This window comes from Mycobacterium ostraviense (genome assembly GCF_002705925.1).
GTDB classification, from domain to species: domain Bacteria; phylum Actinomycetota; class Actinomycetes; order Mycobacteriales; family Mycobacteriaceae; genus Mycobacterium; species Mycobacterium ostraviense.
On the sequence record NZ_NKRE01000001.1, the window covers coordinates 3,998,880 to 4,020,525 of the forward strand.

Genomic DNA, 21,646 nt, shown 5'->3' on the forward strand with positions numbered 1-21,646 from the left:
GGCGACTCACGTCTCGTTGGCGAGTTCGCGCCACGTTTCTTCGGGCACACGAAACGGACCGAGTCGGCGCGGCGTGGGCGGCTGCCAGGTGTCGGACGCCACGTCGCGCCTCGGATAAATCTGCACCATGTGCTCAAGCCCTCGACGAACGACCTCGGCAAGCGTCATTTCGTGCTCGTGCGCGACCCGCTTGGCGTCGCGGTAAAGCTCATCTGGGAGCTGGACCTGCGTTCGAATCATACATCGAATTTACATCTGTATCTAAAACACATCAACATGGCCGTATTTGATCACGCGTTCCCAAATCCGTAGGGTCGCGTTCCCAAGCGCTCATGCGCACCAACGTTGACCAGCCCACGGAGAGTTTTAGACACGTCCCGAGGGCGAAGCGCCGAGGGCCGCGAGGGCGCTGCTGGCCGTCGGTGTTGGGGCGGTGTCAGTGTATCGGGGCGCGGGAGCACCCGTGCATGCCAGAGGCGCGTGGTCCTTGGGTGGAGCGAGTCTCGTCGTGGTCGACGGGTAAGGCGGCCGGCTCGAGATTGTGGTCGGCGCAACGCAATAGTGGACGATACGGGGTTAATCGGCGTAGCGCAGTCGGTCCTTGCGGTCGTTGCCGGGTACCGGTGTCAGACCGCGACGACACGGATCAGTGTCTCGAGACCAGAGAAATCCTCGGCGTTTCGACTGTAGAGATCAAGGCGATTGGCGTGTGCCGTCGCGGCAATCAATAGATCCGCGAACCTACTTCGCGGGTTTCGCCCTTCGCGCACCACGGCGGCCACGACGAGCCCGTAACTGCGCACGGCGGCCCCGTCGAACGGGATCGGCTCCAGCCTCGATTCCACCTCCTGCAATCGGGCCTGGCGCTTGGCCGCCTCGATCGGCGTCGTGGCCAGCAGCGGACCTGCGGCCAGCTCGGCGGCCGTAATAGCTGAAATCGCCATTTCGTCGGGCAGTGCGGCGATGACCGCCGGGTCGTGCCAGTCGATGACGACCGACGTATCCACGAGGCCGGACGTCACCTCAGAGGCCTTGGTTGATCAACCGGTCGAGGTCGGCGCGGAACTGACGATGATCGATACGCACCGCTGCGCCGGCCAGTGCCGCGACTTCACCGCGACTGATGAAGGTGCGGCGAACAACCCGTATCGGGCGAAGTTCGGCCACCGGCTCGCCATTGCGCGTCACGACGAATGTCTCACCTGCCGCTACCGCATCGATCACCTTCGCATTGTCATTACGGAGATCGCGCTGCGCGATTGTCGTGGCCATAGCGCGAGAGTAGCAGTGTGTAGCAAAACATGCTACGCCTCGCTACGCGTTGAGCGGGCGCCGGGCTACGCTCACCGGAAAGCGACTCAGCGCAGTTCCGCGATCACCTTCGCGAAGTTGTCCATGTGATTGTCCTGCACGGTGAACGACTTCACCCCATAGCTATCGCGGTATCCGGACAACGTGTCGGCGATCTCCCGGGGCGACCCACTGAGCACCGAGTGCAGCGCCAGTATCTCCTCGTCGGACAACTCCGGCGCGTACCGGCGCGTCACCGCCAAGTTCGGGATGCGCTCACCCTCGGCCGGCACCGCCGTGATCGCCAGGTTCAGCTCGAGCGCCTCGAACCGTTCGCCCGCGGCTTTGCGGACGAACTCGACCCGTTCGGCCAGCGGATCTTCGGCGTGGTGAACCCGGGCGCCGGTCAGTCCGACGATGTCAGCGTGCCGGGCGGCCAGCGTCATCACCCGGTCGCCGTTTCCGGCGATCAGGATCGGCACCCCAGGGTGATGTTCTTTCAGATAGCTCGTCGTGTGTTCGAGGTGGTCCACCCGGGCTCCGGCGCTGGGGTAGGGCAACTCGGCGGCGTCGAACTCCTCACGGACGTAACCGGTGCCCAGGCCTACCTCGAGGCGGTGGTCACTGAGCAGGTCCAGCGCCTCGACCTCGCGGCCGAGTAGGGCCGGCTTGTAGAACGCGGCATTGAGCACGTACATGCTCAGCCGGATCCTCGTGGTGACCATGGCCGCCGCGGTCAGCGTCGGAAACGGTGCCGCCGCACCGAGGTGATCGGGCACGCAAAGGACGTCGAACCCCAGATCTTCGGCCCGCCTCACCTTCTGCTGCAGCGCCATCCGCGATTTGATGAAGCGAACGCTGAGTCCGAAGCGAAAGTCCTTGGCCACCAACAACCTCCGTTCACCCGCCGCAACGACACTTACCAGGCACGCGCCGCGGCCACCAGTCCCGCCGCCAGAGCGGCAGTGACCGGGGACAGACCGTCGGGCCCCGGCAGGGGACTGCGCGGGCTGAGCCCCCGCACGCGCGCCGACAGCTCCAGTTGGGTTCCGCCGCCGCGTACCCGGTTGACCGGATTGCCCGGATGCAGGCCGCGCAGCTCCAGCGGAATGGCCTCCAGATCGGTGACGACCTGGTAGCCGGGCAAGTCGAGGTGTCGGGCAAGGTGGGCGGCGAGCACGCGGTTGCCGCCCCCGGCCAGCAGCTGTGTTCCCCGCCCGATGCGGCCGTAACCGTGCAGCGAGACCGCGACGTCGACGTGGTCGAGGAACTCCGCGAGCCGCGCCGACTCCGCGGGGTCGAACCGGGCCGAGGACAGGTGATGCGGATATCGGTCGGGATGCCGAACGAGGTACAGCGATGCGTCGGCGGCCTCGGCGGCGCGTTCGGCGATCACGTCGGTCATCTTTTCCAGGTCGCCGCCGTGGATGGCAAGAAATCCGAACCGCGACCGCAGCCTGCTGACCTCGCGTACTCCGGGTTCGCGCAACAGTACCGAAAGTGATTGCGGCCCAGGCTCAGACATGACTGGCGGGTTGGCCCCGGGCCAGCGCGCGGGGTCCCAGCGGTGCAGAAAGTCGATCCAGCGCTGCGGTAGCCCATGGTGGACGGCGCCGTCGATGATCCGGGGTAGATAGCCGGGCCGTGGCGCGCCCGGGGTTACCCGGTGGTCGATGTACACCCAGGCCGTCGTCGCCCCGGTGCCGGTATGCACGTTGCGTCGGTGGCGCCGGTAGCGGACCGGCACTCCCTCGGCGCTGTCCAGGGCGGCCAGGTCGTGGTCGGAGACCTGCCAGAGCACCCCGTGCACCTGACTTCCGGTGAACGGCTCGACGGTGGCTACCCCCCGCTGGTTGATCAACCAGTCGTGGTCCGACAGCACCGCGGGCCGCGGATCACTCGCGTCGGGGCAGCGTGCCGCCATCTGCCGGACGCACAGGTTGGAGCCGTATGCGAAGTAGTGCTGCCGACCGGTGACCATTCAGCCGGCCACCGTCGGACAGATCAGCATGAGATTGTGACGCGGATGTCGGGTAGCACAGCTGACCTCCGGCGAGCCCCAGAAATGACGACACCAGCCATCTTGCCGTACCGGGCAACCGGCGGGCCGTCATCCCGCCACCGTCAGGCAGATCAACACCGCATTCAGCAGGCTGATCATGACCGCCACCATCCAGCCGACGACGGTGGTGGCGCGGTGGTTGGTATCGCTGCCCATCACCCGCGGGTCGCTGGTCAGCCGGACCAGCGGGAGCACCGCGAACGGTATGCCGAACGACAGCACCACCTGCGAGAGCACCAATGTGCGGGTCGGATCGAACCCGATCGCCAAGATCGCCACCGCGGGGCACAACGTGACCAACCGGCGTACCACCATCGGAACAGACCAATGCAGCAATCCCTGCATGATCGTCGCCCCGGCGTAGGCGCCCACCGACGCCGACGCCAGACCCGATGCCAGCAATCCGATCGCAAAGAGCGCCGCGATCGTCGCACCCAACGTGTCGTGCACGGCGTCGTAGGCGCCCTCGATCGACGCGGTATCTCCGCGACCGCGCATGTTGAGCGCGGCGACCAGCAGCATGGCGGCGTTCACCCCGCCGGCCATCACCATCGCCAGGCCGACGTCCCAGCGGGTGACCCGCAGCAGCCGCCGCCGGAACGGCCCCGGTTCGGGATGCCCGTGCCGGTCGCGGGCCAGACCCGAATGCAGATACACCGCGTGCGGCATGACTGTGGCACCCAGGATGGCGGCGGCCAGTAGCACGCTCTCGGTTCCGTGGAACCGAGGGATCAGGCCGGCCAAGACGGCATCGGATGGTGGTGTGGCAACGAAGAAACTGGCCGTGAAGCCGACGGCGATGATCATCAGCAAACCGGTGATGACGCGTTCGAACAACCGCTGGCCGTGGCGGTCCTGCACCGTCAACAGCAGCAGTGAGATGACCCCGGTGATAATCCCGCCGATCGGCAGCGGCACGTCGAACAGGATGCGCAACGCGACAGCCCCACCGATGACCTCGGCCACATCGGTTGCCATCGCCACGATCTCGGCCTGCGCCCAGTAGGCCAGCCGGGCCGGACGCCCCATCCGCTTGCCGATCGCTTCGGGCAGGGAGTCGCCCGTCACCAGGCCCAGCTTCGCCGACAGGTACTGGACCAGGCCGGCCATTATGTTGGCGGCGACGATCACCCACAGGAGTAGGTAGCCGAACTGGGTGCCGGAGCTGACGTTGGCGGCGACGTTTCCGGGGTCGACGTAGGCGATTGCCGCGACGAAGGCGGGTCCGAGCAGATACCAGCTGGTCTTCAGCGATGTCTGGGTGTCCTGCGCCAACTCACCGACCTTTGATCCAGGCATCGAATAAAAAGTGAGGTTAGCCGAAACCTGTCCGGCGGGGCCACCGCGCGGTCCGACTAGTCGCCGGCGGCGTAGAGGCCCTTACCGGTGATCAAGGGCAGGTCGAGAGTCGTGCGGATACCCGGTTCGGCGGCCACCACTGCCGGGATCGCGTTGACCAGCCGCATCGCCGTGGCGACGAGTCCGGCATGGTTGTGGTCGCCGTGGCGGCTGCTCAGACAGATGTCCATGGCGTACGAGGGTTCGCCGGTGATCTCGATGCGATACGAGCCGCCCGGCTGTGCGGGCTGCGGCCAGTCCGGGCACAGGTCTTCGCGCAACCGGGTGACGTGTTCGAGCACCACGGCGGGCGCGCCGTCGACCAGGCCCAGCACCTCGAACCGCAACGCGGCGGCACTGCCTTCGGGAATATGACCCGAGGCGATGTCGAACGCCTCCGGAGCCGGTTTCCGGACGTACATCTCCTCGACGACGTCAACGGAAAGGCCAAGGCCGGCGGCAAGTTGGCGCACCACCGAACCCCACGCCAAACTCAGCACACCGGGCTGCAGGAGCATCGGAACCTCGTCGATCGGCTTGCCGAATCCCATAACGTCGAACATCACGACGGCACTGTCATAGGTGGCGTAGTCGACGATCTCCATGCACCGGATTTGCTCGATGCTCTGACAGGTGCCGGCCAGTGCCAGCGGCAGTAGGTCGTTGGCGAAGCCCGGGTCGATGCCGCTGACATAGAGGCTCGTATTACCTTCGCGCGCAGCATCTTCCAGTGGCTTCACCAGCTCGTCGGGGATTACCTGCCACGGATACTGCAGGAAAACCGGTCCACTGCCGACGACGTTCACTCCGGCCGCCAGGACCCGTCGATAGTCGTCCAGCGCCTCGGAGAGCCGGTTGTCGGCCATCGCGTTGTAGACGGCGCATTGCGGTCCGGTGGCCAATACCGCGTCCAGATCGGTGCTGGCCTTGACTCCGGTGGCTTGCGGGATTCCGGCCAGCTCGGCCGCGTCCTTTCCCGCCTTGGCATCCGACGACACCCACACCCCGGTGAGCTGGTAGGCCGGGTTGGTGATGAGCGCTCGCAGCGAATGGATGCCGACGTTGCCGGTGCCGAGCTGGACGACGGGTATGGCCATGTCGGGCTCCTTACAGATCGGGGATGGGAAGGTCGAGGTTGGGGTGGGTGAGGCCGCCGTCGACCTCCAAGGTCTTGCCGGTCAAGAAGCTGCCCGCCGGTGACGCCAAATACACTGCCGCAGCGGCGATGTCGACGGGATCACCGAGCCGGCGCAGCGGTGTGGCCCGCTCCATCGGCGCACGCAGCTCGTCGTTGGATGCCACCACGTCCAGCGCGGAGGTGAGGATCGACCCCGGAGCGATCGCATTGACCCGGATGCGTGGACATAGATCCAAGGCGGCCAGCCGGGTGTAGTGGGACAGGGCCGCCTTCGCGGTGCCGTAGGCGGCGAAACCACGTCCGGCGAGCCGGCCCATGGTCGAGGTGATGTTGATGATGCTGCCGCCGCCGCAGTGCTCGAGCATCAACGGCGCGGCGGCGACGGTCAACGCATGGGCGGTGGCGACGTTGAAGGTGAACGCGTCCTTGAGGTCCCTGGTCGAGGTGGTCAGCAGAGTATTGGGCATGGTGCCGCCGACATTGTTGACGACGATGTCCAGCTTGCCGAACGCCTCGACCGTCTGAGCCGCCAGCGCTGCGGTGACTTCGGGATGGGACAGGTCGGCGGCAACGACGTGGGCGCGCCGCCCGATGGCACGCACCTGGTCGGCCACCGCGTCCAGCTGGGATCGCGTTCGCGAGGCGATGACCACGTCGGCGCCGGCCTCGGCGAACGCCAACGCGATGGCCGCACCCAGGCCGCGGCCACCGCCGGTGACGACGGCGACTTTGCCGTCGAGACGGAACCTGTCGAGGATCACAGTGGCCTCGTTTCAGTTGTCGGCCGAGACGGCGGCGATCATCCTCGCCCGTCTCGGCTGCAGGTATTTCTGGAACGGGTTCTACTTTCTCACAGCGGCGCAAAGATGTAACGGATCCGGATACCCCGATCGGCTCGGTCGGCCCGTGCTTCACGAACGCCATGTGTCGGCACGGCGGCTGGCAGATGAACTGGTTCAAGTCGGCCGATTGTTACGGTAGCCTCGTGGCTGCGAGGAAAGCGGCTGGTTTGCGGGCCGTGCGTAAGTGCGGTCCGGCGAATGTCTACCGTTAGGAATTGAATTGAAACTCAACGGATTTGGCGCCACGCTGAGTATCCTGGCTTCGGGCGCTCTGCTCTTGTCGGCGTGCGGCAGCGACAACAACGCGAGTGGCGGCGGCGCTACGGCAGGCCAATCGTCGGGCAACGTGAGTTGCGGCGGGAAGAAGACCCTCAAGGCCAGCGGATCCACGGCCCAGGCCAACGCGATGACGCGCTTTGTCAAGGCATTCGAGCAGACCTGCCCAGGTCAGACGCTCAACTACACGGGCAATGGCTCGGGCGCCGGAATCAGCGAATTCAACGGTAACCAAACCGATTTCGGTGGTTCGGATTCACCGCTGAGCAAGGACGAAGCCGCGGCGGCGCAACAGCGCTGCGGCGGCTCGCCGGCGTGGAATCTGCCGGTGGTGTTCGGTCCGATCGCGGTCACCTACAACATCACCGGCCTCAGTTCGCTGAACCTGGACGGTCCCACCCTGGCAAAGATCTTCAACGGCACCATCACCACCTGGAACGATCCGGTGATCCAGGCCCTCAACTCGGGCACCAACCTGCCCGCCACCCCCATTCACGTGGTGTTCCGTAGCGACGAGTCCGGCACCACCGACAACTTCCAGCGCTACCTTGACGCCGCCTCCAACGGCGCGTGGGGCAAGGGCGCCGGAAAGGCATTCGCCGGCGGTGTCGGCGAGGGCGCCAAGGGCAACGACGGCACGTCGGCCGCGGTGAAGGGCACCGAAGGGTCGATCACCTACAACGAGTGGTCGTTCGCTCAGGCGCAGCGCCTGAACATGGCCAAGATCGTCACCACGGCCGGTCCGGAGGCGGTGGCGATCAGCAGCGAGTCGGTCGGAAAGACGATCGCGGGAGCCACTATCAAGGGACAGGGCAACGACCTGGTGCTGGACACGGTGTCGTTCTACCGGCCGACGCAGCCCGGTTCCTACCCGATCGTGCTGGCGACCTACGAAATCGTCTGCTCCAAATACCCTGACTCCCAAGTTGGTACGGCGGTGAAAGCGTTCCTGCAGTCGACCATCGGCGCCGGTCAGAATGGGCTGGCCGACAACGGCTATATCCCCATTCCGGACGGGTTCAAGTCGAGGTTGTCGACCGCGGTGAACGCCATCGCCTGATCTGGGGTCGACGTGGTCCGAGGCCCGCTGGCCAAGCCTGCGCTGGTTGAGGTCGACGCGCGCGCGTCACGGCGGGCGGATCGGCTGTTCAAGCTGGCGGCATCGGCCGCCGGTTTGACGATCGTGGTGGCGATCCTGCTGATCGCGGTATTCCTGTTGCTTCGTGCCGTCCCGTCGTTGCGCGCCAACCACGTGAATTTCTTCACCAGCGCCGAATTCAACACGGCCGACGACGAGAAGTTGGCGTTCGGCATCCGCGACCTGTTCATGGTCACGGTGCTCAGTTCGATAACCGCGCTGGTGCTGGCCGTACCGGTGGCGGTCGGGATCGCGGTCTTCCTCACCCAATATGCCCCTCGAAGGTTGTCGCGTCCGTTCGGCGCGATAGTGGATCTGCTGGCCGCGGTGCCGTCGATCGTTTTCGGGTTGTGGGGAATCTTCGTGCTGGCGCCGAAGCTGGAGCCGGTCGCAGATGTTCTCAACCGCAATTTGGGGTGGCTGTTCTTGTTCAGGAACGGAAACGTGTCGCTGGCCGGTGGGGGCACCATCTTCACCGCGGGGATCGTGTTGGCGGTGATGATCCTGCCGATCGTCACCTCGGTATCCCGGGAAGTGTTCCGGCAGACGCCACTCATCCATATCGAAGCGGCCCAGGCATTGGGCGCGACGAAATGGGAGGTGGTGCGGATGACCGTGCTGCCGTTCGGCCGCAGCGGCGTGATCGCCGCGTCGATGCTGGGGTTGGGGCGTGCGCTGGGCGAAACGGTGGCGGTGCTGATCATCTTGCGCTCGGCGGCCCGGCCCGGAAGCTGGTCGCTGTTCGACGGCGGTTACACGTTTGCCTCCAAGATCGCCTCCGCGGCGTCGGAGTTCAGCGAACCGCTGCCGACCGGCGCCTACATCTCGGCCGGGTTTGCGCTGTTCGTCCTGACCTTCGTGGTCAACGCCGCCGCGCGTGCCGTGGCCGGCGGAAAGGTCAACGGATGAGCATCGACGCCCTCGACCGGCCGGTCAAAGCGGTGGTGTTCCGGCCGCTGAGCCTGGCGCGGCGGATCAAGAACAGCCTGGCGACCGTGGTGTTCTTCAGCTCGTTCGCCATCGCGCTGGTGCCACTGGTGTGGTTGTTGTGGGTGGTGATCGAGCGCGGCTGGTACGCCATCGTCCGGCTGGACTGGTGGACTCATTCGTTGCGCGGCGTGCTGCCGGAGGAGTTCGCCGGGGGCGTGTACCACGCGCTGTACGGGACCCTGGTGCAGGCCGGGGTGGCGGCCGTGCTGGCCGTGCCGCTGGGCCTGATGACCGCGATCTACCTGGTCGAATACGGCACCGGCCGGATGGCGCGGGTGACCACGTTCATGGTCGACGTCCTTGCCGGAGTGCCCTCGATCGTGGCGGCGCTATTCATCTTCAGCCTGTGGATCGCCACCCTGGGATTCCAGCAGAGCGCGTTCGCGGTGTCGTTGGCGCTGGTCCTGTTGATGCTGCCGGTGGTGGTGCGCTCCACCGAGGAGATGCTCAGGTTGGTGCCCGACGAGCTGCGCGAAGCCAGTTATGCGTTGGGCGTTCCGAAATGGAAGACGATCGTGCGCATCGTCGTTCCGATCGCGATGCCGGGCATTGTGTCGGGTGTGCTGCTGGCGCTGGCGCGCATCATCGGCGAAACCGCCCCGGTGCTGGTGCTGGTCGGCTACAGCCGCTCGATCAACCTCGACATCTTCAACGGCAACATGGCTTCGCTGCCGTTGCTGATCTATACCGAACTCACGAACCCCGAACACGCCGGCTTCTTGCGCGTGTGGGGTGCCGCGCTGACGCTGATCATCGTGGTGGCCGTGATCAACGTGGTCGCGGCGGGGATTCGCTTCGTGTCCAGCCGGGCGTCGACGATTGCCTTGATCCGGGCGGGGATTCGCTTCACGGTAACTCGATAGCGGCAACCGGCGCGCCAGCCTGCCTATGAACCCTGGGCGAGTTTCAGCACCCTGCCGTTGCCGCGGTCGGCGACGTAGACGTTGCGCTTTTTGTCGACCGCAACCGACAAGGGGGTGTTCAGGCCGGTGAACGGCAGCTCGGTGGAAGCGGTTGCCCCGGCCGGCAGCTTCAGCACCGCGTTGTTGTCGTGTTCGGTGACGTAGACGTTGCCGGCACCGTCCACGGTGATACCCCACGGCGCGGTCAGGCCGGTGAACGGCAGTACGGATTGATTGCTGGTGCCGGCTTCCAGCTTTACCACCCGATTGTTGTCGGTGTCGGTGACGTACACATTCCCCTCGCTGTCGAGGGCCACCCCGTCGGGGTTCTTCAGGCCGTTGAACGGCAGCACCGTCTGGCTGGTCGAGCCGGCCGCCAATTTCACCACCCTGTTGTTGCCCCGGTCGGCGACGTACACGCCGCCCTGGGCATCCACTGCGATGCCCTCGGGATAGTTGAGCCCGCTGAAGGGCAATTCGACTTGGCGATTCGACCCGGCCGCCAAGGACACCACCCGGTTGTTGAAATCACTGACGTAGATGGTGCCGGAGCCGTCGACGGCCAGGCCCTGCGGCTCGTAAAGCCCGTTGAAGGGTTTCACGGTCGGCGTGCTGGAGTCCGCCGGCAACGTCACCACCCGGCCGTACATGGTCTGGTTGGTGACGTAAACGGTGCCCTGGTCGTCGACCGCGACCCCGCCCGGGGAGAAGCGGAAGTTGAGCCCGTTGAAGGGCAGCACCACCTGACCCTGCGGCGGTGTCGAGCCTTTCGGTCTGGTGGCCACGAACGCGCTGATGCCAGCCACCACCAGGATGACGGCTGCGACGACGGCCGCGACGATCCACGTCGTGCGCTTGTTGCGTGGCCGGCTCGTGGGCTGAGATTGCGACGGCTGGCTGAGCGACGGCATGCCCGCCGGCGCGGGAGTGGGACCGGGAACCTGGCCGATGGGGGAGAGCCCCGGCTGGCTGGGCCAACCGGGGCCGGTGACGACGGGGGCCGCCTGGGTCCGTTGGTCGGAGCCGGGTGGTTTCGACCGCCATCCCTGAAGGCTGGGCACCGGCCGGGCGGCGGTCTCGTCTTGGGCCGGGTACGGCGGTCGAGGAGCCGGCGGCTGGGGCTGGGGTTGAGGCCCCGCGCCGGTGTAGTTGGTCCAGGCGCCGCCGAAACCGGTATTGGCGATCAGCGTCGCGTTGTCGCCCCGCTCCAGGATGGTGGCTTCCTGGCGCTGCTCGGGCATGGTGAGCGCATCGTGCGCGGCGATCGCCAGGTCCCCCGCGCTCATGTAGCGCTCCTGGGGATTCTTCGCCATGCCCTTGGCGATCACCTCGTCCAGGGCCGGCGGAACTCTGCCGGGTCGTAGCACGCTGGGCCGTGGCGGCGGCTCCATGAGATGTGCGGCGATCAATCGTTCGACGCTGTCGGTCCGATAGGGCGGCGCTCCCGTCAGGCATTCGCCCAAAACGCAGGCCAGCGCATAGATGTCGGCGCGGTAGGTGATGTCGTCGGCGGTGAATCGTTCCGGGGCCATGTAGTTGTAGGTCCCTACGGCCATGCCGCTCTGGGTCAGCCCTGGGTCGTGGGCGGCACGTGCGATGCCGAAATCAACCAGATAAGCGAAATCGTTGGTAGCGACGAGGATGTTCTCGGGCTTGACGTCGCGGTGGGTAACCCCGCTGGTGTGCGCCGCGTCCAGGGCGGCGGCGACCTGCCGCACGATGGCCACTGCCCGTGCCAGGGCGAGCGGACCGTACTGGGTGAGCAACGTACGCAGCGATACTCCGTCGATGAGCCGCATCTCGACATAGAACTGGCCGTCGATCTCGCCGTAGTCGTGGATCGGCACGATGTGCGGTTCCGTCAGCCGTCCCGCAGTGTCGGCCTCGCGTTGCATCCGCGCGCGAAACACCGGGTTCTCGGAGTACTGCGTCGAAATCAGCTTCAGCGCCACGATCCGGTGCTTGCGGGTGTCCTCTGCTTCGTAAACCTCGCCCATGCCGCCGCGACCGATCAACCGCACCAACTGGTAAGGCCCGAAGCGCGACCCAACCCGCGAACCCGGCTCGGTCTCGCTCACCGTCGACGCTCCCTTCGTCCGGCCCGCCGATCCACCGGACATGGTTGGTTAACACACGGTAAATCCTCAAAGACCGGGCACACAACAGAATCGGGTTTACTCTCAGTGATTTCTGACCCGCGGCTCAGGATAAATTCCGGGTTGCGTTAGCACCGCTGCCAGCGCTGGCGACCGAGACCGTTGCGACACTTGGCGATTCGTGCCGTGATCGGCATAATTCCGCCAGGCTGGACCGGCTGCGCAAGAGCCCCCGCGGGGTGACGGCCGATCATGCGATGGCGTTGACCACCGGGATCAATTTTGATTGGAACGAACTCGGCAGCGGAATATACCCATACTCGTCCAAACCGATCTGGCCGTCGCCAATTGTGGCCTGCATAAACGCTTTTACGGCGGCACCGGTGGGCGCGTCGGGATATTTCGAGCAGACGATCTCGTACGTCACCAGCACTATCGGGTAGGCGCCGGCCTTGGTGGGCCGATAGAACGAGGATGTGTCCACCACCAAGTCGTTGCCCTGACCCTTGAACGTGGCCCCGGCGATGGTCTTGCCGACGGTCTCGGCGGTGATCGTCACCGGCTCCGGGCCGGCCGAGGTGATGATCTGAGCCATGTTCAGTTGATGACCGACCGCGTAGGACCACTCGTTGTAGGTGATCGAGCCGTCGGTTCGCTTCAGCGCCTGCGACGTGCCGTCGTTGCCCGCGGCGCCTTCGCCGACACCTCCGTCGAATGTTTGGCCGACGCCTTTGCCCCAGGCGCCGTTGGATGCGGCGTCAAGGTATCTCTGGAAGTTGTCCGTGGTGCCGGACTGGTCGCTGCGGAAGACGACGTGGATGGGTGTCGATGGCAGGCTGGTGCCCGAGTTGAGGGCGGTGATCGCCGGGTCGTCCCACTTGCTGATGGCGCCGTTGAAGATCTTCGCCAGGGTGGGGCCGTCCAATTTGAGCGTGCTGACGCCGTTGATGTTGTAGGTGACCGCGATCGGGCCGAACACCACCGGCAGGTCCCACGCTTCGGACCCGCAGCGCGCCGCGGCTTTGTCGGGCTCGCCTTTCGCCGGATCCATCGGGGAGTCGGACCCCGCCAGATCGGTCTGGTTGCCCAGGAAGAGCTTCATGCCGGCGCCCGAGCCATTCGCGTTGTAGTCCAGCGTGTGGCCGGGGCAGGCATGAATGTAGGCATACACGAACTGTTCGATCGCGTTCTTTTGTGCCGTCGAACCCGCCGCCAGGAGCTTCTTCTTGCCGCCGCAGTTCACCGGGACGCTGGGGGTGCTGGATCCGGTCGACGACGACGTGTTTCCGGAGTGGCCGCCGCAGGCCGCCAAGACCAGACTGCTGACCAGCAGCAGGCTCAGCGCGGCTCGAGTTCGTCCGGATCCGGTGAACCTCACGGCATACTCCTCTCGGCAGCACGACGAGCATATGTGAATTGCGGCTGCACGGGTCAGGACTTGGACGCTTGTTTAGCGGGGGCCTTCTTCCGTGCCGGCGCCTTCTTGGCCGGTGTCTTTTTGGCCGCCTTCGCTGCCGGTGGCTTTTTGTCGCCCGAGCGCGCCTTGACGCTGGCTTCCAGTTTGGCGAGCAGATCGGAGATGTCTTCGGTCTCATCCAGTTCGGTCGGTTGCTCTTCGGCGGTAAATGCTTCCCCACCTTCGATTTTGGCGTCTATCAGTTCCCGCAGCTGCTCCTGGTAGGTATCGCGATAGCGGTCCGGGTTGAAGTCTTCGGCCATCGACTCCACCACTTGGCCGGCCATCTTGAGCTCCGCCGGTTTGATCTCGACCTTCTTGTCCAGTATCGGGAAGTCGGGATCGCGAATCTCGTCCGGCCACAACAATGTATGTACGACCATCACCTCGCGCTTGCCGAAATCCTTGACCCGCAACGCCGCCAGCCGGGTCTTGTTGCGCAGGGTGAAATGCACGATCGCCATCCGGTCGGACTCCGCAAGCGTCTTAGCCAGCAGCACATAGGATTTGGACGATTTGGTGTCGGGCTCCAGGAAGTAGCTACGGTCATACAGCATGGGATCCACTTCGCTGGCCGGGACGAATTCGAGGACCTCGATCTCGCGGCTGCGTTCCTCGGGCAACGTGGCGATGTCGTCGTCGGTGATGATCACCATCTGGCCGTCGTCGTATTCGTAGGCCCTCGCAATGTCGCCGTATTCGACCACTTCGCCGCACACCTCGCACACCCGCTTGTAGCGGATGCGTCCGTTGTCCTTGGCGTGGACCTGGTGAAACTTGATGTCATGGTCTTCGGTGGCGCTGTATACCTTGACCGGCACGTTCACCAGGCCGAAAGCGATCGAACCCTTCCAGATGGAGCGCATGGAGTCAGTATGCCCACAACGCGGGGCGGTTAACAGCGACGCCACGGCGGCTTAGCGCACGGGTCGATGCCCGCCGGCAGGCGTGGCACCGGCAATTTCGCAGACGCCCACGCGCGCATTCGCACCGATCTGCTGAAAAGCTAAGCCGGCGAGTCTAGTTCGTGGACGCTGATATGGCGCAGCCGGGCACGCCGGTCGGCGCCCGGCCGTGGCCACCGCGGCCCGGCCTTGCCGATCCGACGCGACGTCCGCCGACGTGCTCGACGGCAACCGGACCGCCTATCGACCAGGGCTTCGCCGATCACCAGACCGCGCGCCATGTCGACAGGTTACGTTGAGGGTATGGGTTCGGCGACGGAGCAGCGGGTGACGCTGACCAACGCGGACAAGGTGCTCTATCCGGCGACCGGCACCACCAAGCGCGACGTCTTCGACTACTACACCCGCATCGCCGAGGTGATGGTGCCGCATATCGCCGGGCGTCCGGCGACCCGCAAACGCTGGCCCAACGGCGTCGACCAGCCGTCGTTCTTCGAAAAGCAGCTGGCATCCTCGGCGCCGGACTGGCTGCCGCGGGCAAGCGTCGTGCACCGGTCCGGAACCACGACCTATCCGATCATCGACAGCGCGACGGGGCTGGCCTGGATAGCCCAGCAGGCGGCGCTCGAGGTGCACGTGCCGCAGTGGCGGTTCGTCGCCGAATGGACACGACGCGGCGCGCAGGAGTTAAAACCCGGCCCGGCTACCCGATTGGTGTTCGACTTGGACCCGGGCGAGGGCGTGACGATGGCCCAGCTGGCCGAGGTCGCACATGCGGTCCGGGACCTGATCACCGATATCGGGCTGACCACCTTCCCGCTGACCAGCGGCAGCAAGGGCCTGCATCTCTACGCACCGCTGGATCAGCCGGTGAGCAGCAGAGGCGCCACGGTGCTGGCCAAACGCGTTGCGCAACAGCTGGAGAAGACGATGCCCATGTTGGTCACCGCGACCATGACCAAGAGCCTGCGGGCGGGCAAGGTGTTTCTGGACTGGAGCCAGAACAACGGGTCCAAGACCACCATCGCGCCGTACTCGCTGCGCGGCCGCGACCAGCCGACGGTCGCGGCACCCCGCACCTGGGACGAACTCGACGATCCCGGGCTGCGCCAGCTGCGCTATGACGAGGTACTGCCCCGGGTGGCCCGCGACGGTGATCTGCTCGCCCCGTTGGATGCCGACCTGCCCGGCGTGGACCGGCTGACCAAGTACCGCAGCATGCGCGACGCGTCGAAGACCCCGGAGCCGGTTCCTCGGTCTAAACCTGGTGTCGGCCAAGGTAATACCTTTGTCATCCAGGAGCACCACGCCCGCCGGCTGCACTACGACTTCCGGCTGGAACGCGACGGTGTGCTGGTGTCGTGGGCGGTGCCGAAGAACCTGCCGGATACCACCTCGGTGAATCATCTCGCGGTGCGCACCGAAGATCATCCGCTGGAATATGCGACATTTCAGGGCACCATCCCGAAGGGGGAGTACGGCGCCGGCACGGTGATCATCTGGGACTCCGGCACTTACGACGTCGAGAAGTTCCGCGACTCCGCCGAAAACGGGTCCGAAAAAGGGGAAGTGATCGTCAACCTGCACGGCAATCGGATCTCCGGGCGATACGCGCTGATTCAAACCACCGGTGACCAGTGGCTGGCGCACCGCATGAAAGACCAGCAGGTGTTCGACTTCGACAGCCTCGCTCCGATGCTGACCACCCATGGTTCGGTGGCGCGTCTGAAGGGGGGTCAGTGGGCCTTCGAGGGCAAGTGGGACGGCTACCGGTTGCTGGTGGAAGCCGACCACGGTTCCGTTCGGCTGCGCTCCCGCAGTGGCCGCGACGTCACCGGGGAATTCCCGCAATTGCGCTCGCTGGCAGCCGATCTCGCTGATCACCACGTGGTGCTCGACGGGGAGGTAGTCGCGCTCGACTCCGCCGGCGTGCCCAGCTTCAACGAAATGCAGAACCGGGTCCGAGCCACCCGCATCGAGTTCTGGGCGTTCGACCTGCTCTACCTCGACGGCCGCGCACTGCTGCGAGCCAAATACCAGGACCGCCGCAAGCTGCTGGAAACGCTGGGTGCCGCAAGTGAACTCATCGTTCCCGAGCTGCTGCCCGGCGATGGAGCCGAGGCCATGGAGTACTCCCGTAAGCGCGGTTGTGAGGGGGTGATCGCCAAGCGGCGTGATTCCGGTTATCAGCCGGGCCGGCGTTCGGCGGCATGGATCAAGGACAAGCACTGGAACACCCAGGACGTCGTCATCGGCGGCTGGCGGGCCGGGGAGGGCGGCCGCAGCAGCGGCATCGGCTCGCTGCTGATGGGCATTCCCGGTCCTTCCGGGCTGCATTTCGCCGGGCGAGTCGGAACGGGTTTCACCCAACGCGACCTGGACAACCTGAAAAGGACGCTGGCGCCGTTGCACACCGACGAAAATCCTTTCGGCCCTTCGCTTCCGGCGCGTGAGGCCAAGGGTGTCACGTTCGTCAAGCCGACGCTGGTCGGCGAGGTGCGCTACAGCGAATGGACCCCCGACGATCGGCTGCGGCAAACGAGTTGGCGCGGACTGCGTCCGGACAAGGACCCAAGTGAGGTGGTGCGGGAATGAAGTGGGTGACCTACCGCAGCGAGGACGGCGAACGGCCCGGCGTGCTGTCCGGTGACAAGATCTACGCGCTGCCACCGGGAGTAGCGCTGCTCGACCTGCTCGGCGGTGGCGCCGAGGGGCTGCGCGACGCCGGCGAGGCCGCGTTGCGGGCACCGGCTGCGGTCGTCGGTCTCGCCGACGTGTCGCTGGCGGCGCCCATCCCGCGCCCGCCGTCGATCCGGGACTCGCTGTGCTTCCTGGACCATATGCGCAACTGCCAGGAGGCCATGGGCGGGGGCCGAGTGCTCGTCGACACCTGGTATCGCATCCCTGCGTTTTACTTCGCGTGTCCGGCAACGGTTTTGGGTCCCTACGACGACGCGCCGACGGCACCCGGAAGTGCCTGGCAGGACTTCGAATTGGAAATCGCCGCGGTGATCGGAACCGGCGGCAGGGACCTGACGGTCGAGCAGGCCGAACAGGCGATCGTCGGCTACACGATTTTCAACGACTGGTCGGCACGCGACCTGCAGATGCTGGAGGGCCAGCTGCGGATCGGACAGGCCAAGGGCAAAGACAGCGGCATCACCCTGGGCCCGTATCTGGTCACCCCGGACGAGCTGGAGCCCTACCGCCGCGACGGCAGGCTGAGTCTGCAGGTCACCGCGTTGGTCAACGACACCGTGATCGGCTCGGGCTCGACCGCGGCGATGGATTGGACGTTCGGTGAGATAATCTCCTACGCCTCCCGCGGGGTGATGCTGCGACCCGGTGACGTGTTCGGCTCCGGCACGGTGCCCACATGCACGCTGGTGGAGTACCTGGGCAACCTCGAGTCGTTCCCGGGCTGGCTGCACCACGGCGACGTGGTGACCCTGCGCGTCGACGGACTCGGTGAGACGCGCCAGACCGTGCGGGTGAGCTCGGCGCCGCATCCATTGATGCCCCGGCCCAACCCCGACGCGGCGCCGCCGCGGACCCGGGTCAACCCGGCGCCGCCGCGGGTTCCCTACACGCGGGGCCTGCACGAGGTCGCCGACCGGGTGTGGGCGTGGACGCTGCCGGACGGTGGGTACGGCTGGAGCAACGCCGGCCTGGTCGCCGGCGACGGCGCATCGTTGTTGGTGGACACGCTGTTCGATCTGGCCCTGACCCGCGAGATGCTGGACGCGATGAAGCCGATCACCGATCGTGCACCCATCACCGACGCGTTGATCACCCACTCCAACGGCGACCACACCCACGGCAACCAACTGTTGGATCGCTCAGTCCGGATCATCGCCGCCAAAGGCACGGCCGAGGAGATCGCGCATGGCATGCACCCGGACATGCTGGCCCGGCTGCAAACCGCCGACCTGGGCCCGGTCGCCACCGGGTATGCGCGAGACCGCTTCGGGCACTTCGACTTCAGCGGCATCACGGTACGCAACGCCGACCAGACCTTCGACCGTCAGTGGACCATCGATGTCGGCGGCAGGCGGGTGGAACTGCTGAACCTCGGACCCGCCCACACCGCCGCCGACTCGGTGGTGCACGTGCCTGACGCGGATGTGCTTTTCGCCGGGGACCTGCTGTTCATCGGCTGTACGCCGATCGTCTGGGCTGGCCCGATCGCTAACTGGATCGCGGCTTGTGACGCCATGATCGCGGTGGAGCCGTCCGTCGTGGTGCCGGGTCATGGCCCGGTTACCGACTGCGACGGGATCCGTGCCGTCCGTGGCTATCTGGTGCATGTCGCCGAACAAGCCGAAGCCGCCTACCGCAAGGGGTTGTCGTTCGTCGAGGCGGTCGACACCATCGACCTCGGCGAGTACGCGACCTGGCTGGACTCCGAACGGATCGTCGTCAATATCTATCAGCGTTACCGCGAACTCGACCCGGCCCGTGCCCGGCAGGAATTGCCGCAGCTGCTGACCATGCAAGCCGAATGGTTGGCCAATCGAGGTTAGCGTTGTGCGCGGCCAGAACTCGGCCGCCACGATAACGCGGCGCCCGACTTAAATTAATGCGCCGGGTGGCCTCGGCACGGCTGATCAACATCCACTCAGCGATCGCATGCGACAGTTTGCCGCCCAGTTCTTCGGGGCTGGCTTGGCGGGCCAGGTGGTTGATCAGCTGATGCTCGGGCACCGGGAGGCGTCGGCGCACTGTTTCGCAGCGCCCCAGCAGCGCCAACCACTGCGCGGTGCTCAACGCGTCGAAGTTCAGGCCCGCCACCACATCCAGCGCGGCATCCAACCGGTCAAAGGCCGCCGTGATCGCCTGCCAATCCATAGCGCCTAACCTATCGGCGGCCTCTGACAAAAACCCGGGCAGAAAGTGCCTGCCCAACAACCGAATTCACATTTCACTCATGGCGAACATCGCACTGGAGTTGCCGCGCCCACCAGTCACAAGACAGACCCGATACCCGAAGTGCCCACCTATGCGCGACAACCCCCACAGCGCACCTGGATTTGTCGCGGACAGGCGGGCACAACGCCTACCCCAACGCCCGGTGACTCAAGTGACTTTCCGCACTTTGCATATCCGGACACCCCTGGAGAGACTCAAGTGACTCAAGTGACTGGCGCGACCCCGGCTCGACATCGGAAAGCCCCTCTGTCGCAAGGGAACTGTGGCTAACGCTGCGATGTCGGCCAAGTTGGCGGGCAACGAGGTTGGCTAGGTCACCGAGGTCGCCGATCTGGCCGACCGGCACCACTCCCCAAGCCGCACTCGGATGCTGTTTCACCGCAGATCATCTTGCCCGACACACAGCTCCGCTACGGCCAGCGATAAGCCATCCGCGGCATGACAGACACCGATCCGTCAACAACGCCTGGCTTGCCCTGGTACCCAGCACCGCGACCTGCTTTGGGCAAGGCCTGCCGCCTGGACGCGGACCGTTAAGGCCGGGCCCATACGCCGCCGCTACCACATCGGGCTACCGTGCGGGTATGGCCGCAGTCGAATTGCAGACGCTCGAAGATGGCATCGCGCTGGTCACGTTGAATCGGCCGGGGCTGTTGAACGCCATTGACGGCTCGCTGATCGACGCGATGGATGACGTGCTGGACGTGCTCAACCGGGCCGAATTCCGGGTGGCGATCCTCACCGGAGCCGGACGGGGATTCTGCGCAGGTGCGGACCTGAGCGGCACCGGCGAGCCGTGGGTCAAGGCCAAGCCGGCCAGCCCGGCATTCAAGACCAACTACGACTCCCAGGTGCGGCTGGCCGATCTGTACGTGAGGCTCTACGAGCTGCCCATCCCGGTGATCGCCGCAGTCAATGGTGCCGCCGTCGGGGGCGGGCTGGCGTTCGCGCTGCACTGCGATATCCGGATCGCTTCCGGGCAGGCCCGGTTCGGCTCGGCGTTCATCAAGGCCGGCTTCTCGTCGATGGACATGGGCACCAGCTACCTGCTGCCGAAAATCGTCGGCGCTGGAGTGGCGCGGGAACTCATGCTGACCGGACGCATCATCGACGCGGCCGAGGCTTATCGCATCAATCTGGTCCATGAGGTGGTAGCGCCGGACGACCTGATGACGGCGACGCTGGCCAAGGCTCGCGAGATCGCCGAGAACAACGCTTTTGGCGTGTGGCAGACCAAGATCGGCCTCAACACCGCGCTGGACGCGCCCAGCTTGCGGCATGCCATAGAGGTCGAGAACCGCACCCAGATGCTCACCGGCTTCACCGGCAATCCGGCCGAAGCCGCCAAGGCGCATCGGGAGAAACGGGCTCCGAAATGGGACCCGCTGTGAGACCTAGACTTTCGCGATCACTTTCTCCGCGTACCGTTCCAGGTGGCGGATCTTTTTCTCCAGTGGCTCGGTGTCGGGTCCCTTGATGTAGGGCCACCGAAAGCCCACGATGACGTCGGTGACGCCGTTGTCCTCGAGCCGCTTGATACCGTCCACGGTGTAGGCGTCCATCGAGATCACGTGAATCTCGAACGGGCCGGTCTTCCCCTGCTCGTCACGAAACTGCTTGACCCGGGCGATAAGTCGGTCGAGTTCCGCGGCGCTGGTACCGCCGCCGTGCATCCAGCCGTCCAGGCGGGCCGCGCGCCGCAGGGCGGCGTCGGCGTGGCCGCCCACCAGGATAGGGATCGGCTGGGTGGGAGCCGGCGTCATCTTCGTCTTCGGGATGTCGTAGAACTCGCCGTGGAATTCGAAGTAGTCTCCGGTGGTGAGGCCTTTGACGATTTCGATGCATTCGTCAATTCGCTTGCCGCGCTTGGCAAATAGGATGCCCATCAGATCGTAGTCCTCGGGCCACGGGCTGGTGCCCACGCCGAGTCCCACCCGGTTGCCGATCAGGGCGGCCAGGGAACCCACTTGTTTGGCCACCAGCGCCGGCGGCCGGACGGGTAGCTTGAGCACGAAGAAGTTGAACCGCAGCGTCTTGGTCACCGCGCCCAACGCGGCCGTCAGGACGAAGGTTTCGATGATCTCCTTGTCCTCCAGGAATTCCCGGTTGCCGTCCGGGGTATAGGGGTACTTCGAGTCGGACTCGTACGGGTAGGCCAGGCTGTCGGCGATCGTCATGCTGTTGTAGCCGGCCGCTTCGGCCGCCTGAGCCAGCGGAATGTAGAACGTCGGGTCGGTCAGTGCCTCCGCGTAGCTGAACCGCACGTCATCCGTACCTTTTGTGA

General features: G+C 65.6%; 18 protein-coding genes and 1 pseudogene. 6 read left to right on the top strand and 13 right to left on the bottom strand.

Going from position 1 to position 21,646, the window contains the following annotated elements; translation table 11 throughout:
• Positions 1 to 6: 6 nt before the first annotated feature.
• From CDN38_RS18760 to CDN38_RS18795, 8 genes are all read right to left on the bottom strand, one after another.
• Complete coding sequence (locus tag CDN38_RS18760) at positions 7 to 240, bottom strand: antitoxin (RefSeq protein WP_075510773.1); 234 nt, start codon at positions 238 to 240, stop codon at positions 7 to 9.
• 386 nt (positions 241 to 626) lie between these two features.
• Positions 627 to 1,022: a type II toxin-antitoxin system VapC family toxin gene (locus tag CDN38_RS18765; RefSeq protein WP_075510772.1), complete on the bottom strand. Its 396-nt coding sequence runs from the start codon at positions 1,020 to 1,022 to the stop codon at positions 627 to 629.
• Position 1,023: 1 nt separating this feature from the next.
• Positions 1,024 to 1,272 carry a type II toxin-antitoxin system Phd/YefM family antitoxin gene (locus tag CDN38_RS18770; protein ID WP_075510771.1) on the bottom strand — a complete coding sequence of 83 codons (249 nt, stop codon included), beginning with the start codon at positions 1,270 to 1,272 and terminating at the stop codon, positions 1,024 to 1,026.
• Positions 1,273 to 1,358: 86 nt separating this feature from the next.
• On the bottom strand, positions 1,359 to 2,183 hold the full coding sequence (locus tag CDN38_RS18775) for an LLM class F420-dependent oxidoreductase (protein ID WP_082277128.1): 825 nt from the start codon (positions 2,181 to 2,183) through the stop codon (positions 1,359 to 1,361).
• 26 nt (positions 2,184 to 2,209) lie between these two features.
• Complete coding sequence (locus tag CDN38_RS18780) at positions 2,210 to 3,271, bottom strand: poly-gamma-glutamate hydrolase family protein (RefSeq protein ID WP_075510770.1); 1,062 nt, start codon at positions 3,269 to 3,271, stop codon at positions 2,210 to 2,212.
• Positions 3,272 to 3,400: 129 nt separating this feature from the next.
• On the bottom strand, positions 3,401 to 4,651 hold the full coding sequence (locus CDN38_RS18785) for an Nramp family divalent metal transporter (protein ID WP_099319109.1): 1,251 nt from the start codon (positions 4,649 to 4,651) through the stop codon (positions 3,401 to 3,403).
• Between the two features lie 56 nt (positions 4,652 to 4,707).
• Positions 4,708 to 5,787, bottom strand: a complete 1,080-nt coding sequence (locus tag CDN38_RS18790) for an NAD(P)H-dependent amine dehydrogenase family protein (RefSeq protein ID WP_075510769.1) — start codon at positions 5,785 to 5,787, stop codon at positions 4,708 to 4,710.
• Positions 5,788 to 5,797: 10 nt separating this feature from the next.
• Positions 5,798 to 6,589: an SDR family oxidoreductase gene (locus CDN38_RS18795; protein WP_075510768.1), complete on the bottom strand. Its 792-nt coding sequence runs from the start codon at positions 6,587 to 6,589 to the stop codon at positions 5,798 to 5,800.
• A gap of 301 nt (positions 6,590 to 6,890) precedes the next feature.
• Here CDN38_RS18795 and pstS (CDN38_RS18805) point away from each other — a divergent pair, with 301 nt between their 5' ends.
• The 3 genes and pseudogenes from pstS (CDN38_RS18805) to pstA all read left to right on the top strand — a co-directional run bounded on the left by pstS (CDN38_RS18805) (position 6,891) and on the right by pstA (position 9,902).
• A complete protein-coding gene (gene pstS / locus CDN38_RS18805; RefSeq protein ID WP_075510766.1) occupies positions 6,891 to 8,006 on the top strand; it encodes a phosphate ABC transporter substrate-binding protein PstS in 1,116 nt (371 codons plus the stop codon).
• A gap of 12 nt (positions 8,007 to 8,018) precedes the next feature.
• Positions 8,019 to 8,993: a phosphate ABC transporter permease subunit PstC gene (gene pstC / locus CDN38_RS18810; RefSeq protein ID WP_075510765.1), complete on the top strand. Its 975-nt coding sequence runs from the start codon at positions 8,019 to 8,021 to the stop codon at positions 8,991 to 8,993.
• Positions 8,990 to 9,902 (top strand): annotated as a pseudogene (pstA, locus tag CDN38_RS18815) (phosphate ABC transporter permease PstA). Before pstC ends, pstA begins: the two are co-directional and overlap by 4 nt.
• Before the next feature lie 58 nt (positions 9,903 to 9,960).
• Here pstA and CDN38_RS18820 read toward each other — a convergent pair.
• From CDN38_RS18820 to ku, 3 genes are all read right to left on the bottom strand, one after another.
• Entirely contained in the window at positions 9,961 to 12,054 is a 2,094-nt protein-coding gene (locus tag CDN38_RS18820; protein WP_075510763.1) for a serine/threonine-protein kinase PknD, read from the bottom strand.
• Between the two features lie 268 nt (positions 12,055 to 12,322).
• Positions 12,323 to 13,450 (bottom strand): phosphate ABC transporter substrate-binding protein PstS, encoded by a 1,128-nt coding sequence (pstS, locus tag CDN38_RS18825; protein ID WP_075510762.1) that lies wholly within the window; start codon positions 13,448 to 13,450, stop codon positions 12,323 to 12,325.
• A 53-nt stretch (positions 13,451 to 13,503) separates the two neighbouring features.
• Positions 13,504 to 14,394, bottom strand: a complete 891-nt coding sequence (gene ku / locus CDN38_RS18830; RefSeq protein ID WP_075510761.1) for a non-homologous end joining protein Ku — start codon at positions 14,392 to 14,394, stop codon at positions 13,504 to 13,506.
• Between the two features lie 342 nt (positions 14,395 to 14,736).
• Between ku and CDN38_RS18835 the strand changes: the two genes are divergently transcribed.
• The gene (locus CDN38_RS18835) at positions 14,737 to 17,028 is read left to right on the top strand and encodes an ATP-dependent DNA ligase (RefSeq protein WP_075510760.1); all 2,292 of its coding nucleotides are present in this window, start codon (positions 14,737 to 14,739) and stop codon (positions 17,026 to 17,028) included.
• Positions 17,025 to 18,956, top strand: a complete 1,932-nt coding sequence (locus CDN38_RS18840) for a fumarylacetoacetate hydrolase family protein (RefSeq protein ID WP_075510759.1) — start codon at positions 17,025 to 17,027, stop codon at positions 18,954 to 18,956. Before CDN38_RS18835 ends, CDN38_RS18840 begins: the two co-directional genes overlap by 4 nt.
• Here CDN38_RS18840 and CDN38_RS31915 read toward each other — a convergent pair.
• A complete protein-coding gene (locus CDN38_RS31915) occupies positions 18,853 to 19,281 on the bottom strand; it encodes a DUF222 domain-containing protein (protein ID WP_082277127.1) in 429 nt (142 codons plus the stop codon). The two genes, CDN38_RS18840 and CDN38_RS31915, sit on opposite strands and share 104 nt — an antisense overlap.
• Before the next feature lie 665 nt (positions 19,282 to 19,946).
• Between CDN38_RS31915 and CDN38_RS18850 the strand changes: the two genes are divergently transcribed.
• A complete protein-coding gene (locus tag CDN38_RS18850) occupies positions 19,947 to 20,753 on the top strand; it encodes an enoyl-CoA hydratase/isomerase family protein (RefSeq protein ID WP_075510757.1) in 807 nt (268 codons plus the stop codon).
• Positions 20,754 to 20,756: 3 nt separating this feature from the next.
• On the opposite strand, the gene CDN38_RS18855 is transcribed toward CDN38_RS18850, so the two are convergent.
• Positions 20,757 to 21,626, bottom strand: a complete 870-nt coding sequence (locus tag CDN38_RS18855; RefSeq protein WP_075510756.1) for an LLM class flavin-dependent oxidoreductase — start codon at positions 21,624 to 21,626, stop codon at positions 20,757 to 20,759.
• Between the last annotated feature and the right edge of the window lie 20 nt (positions 21,627 to 21,646).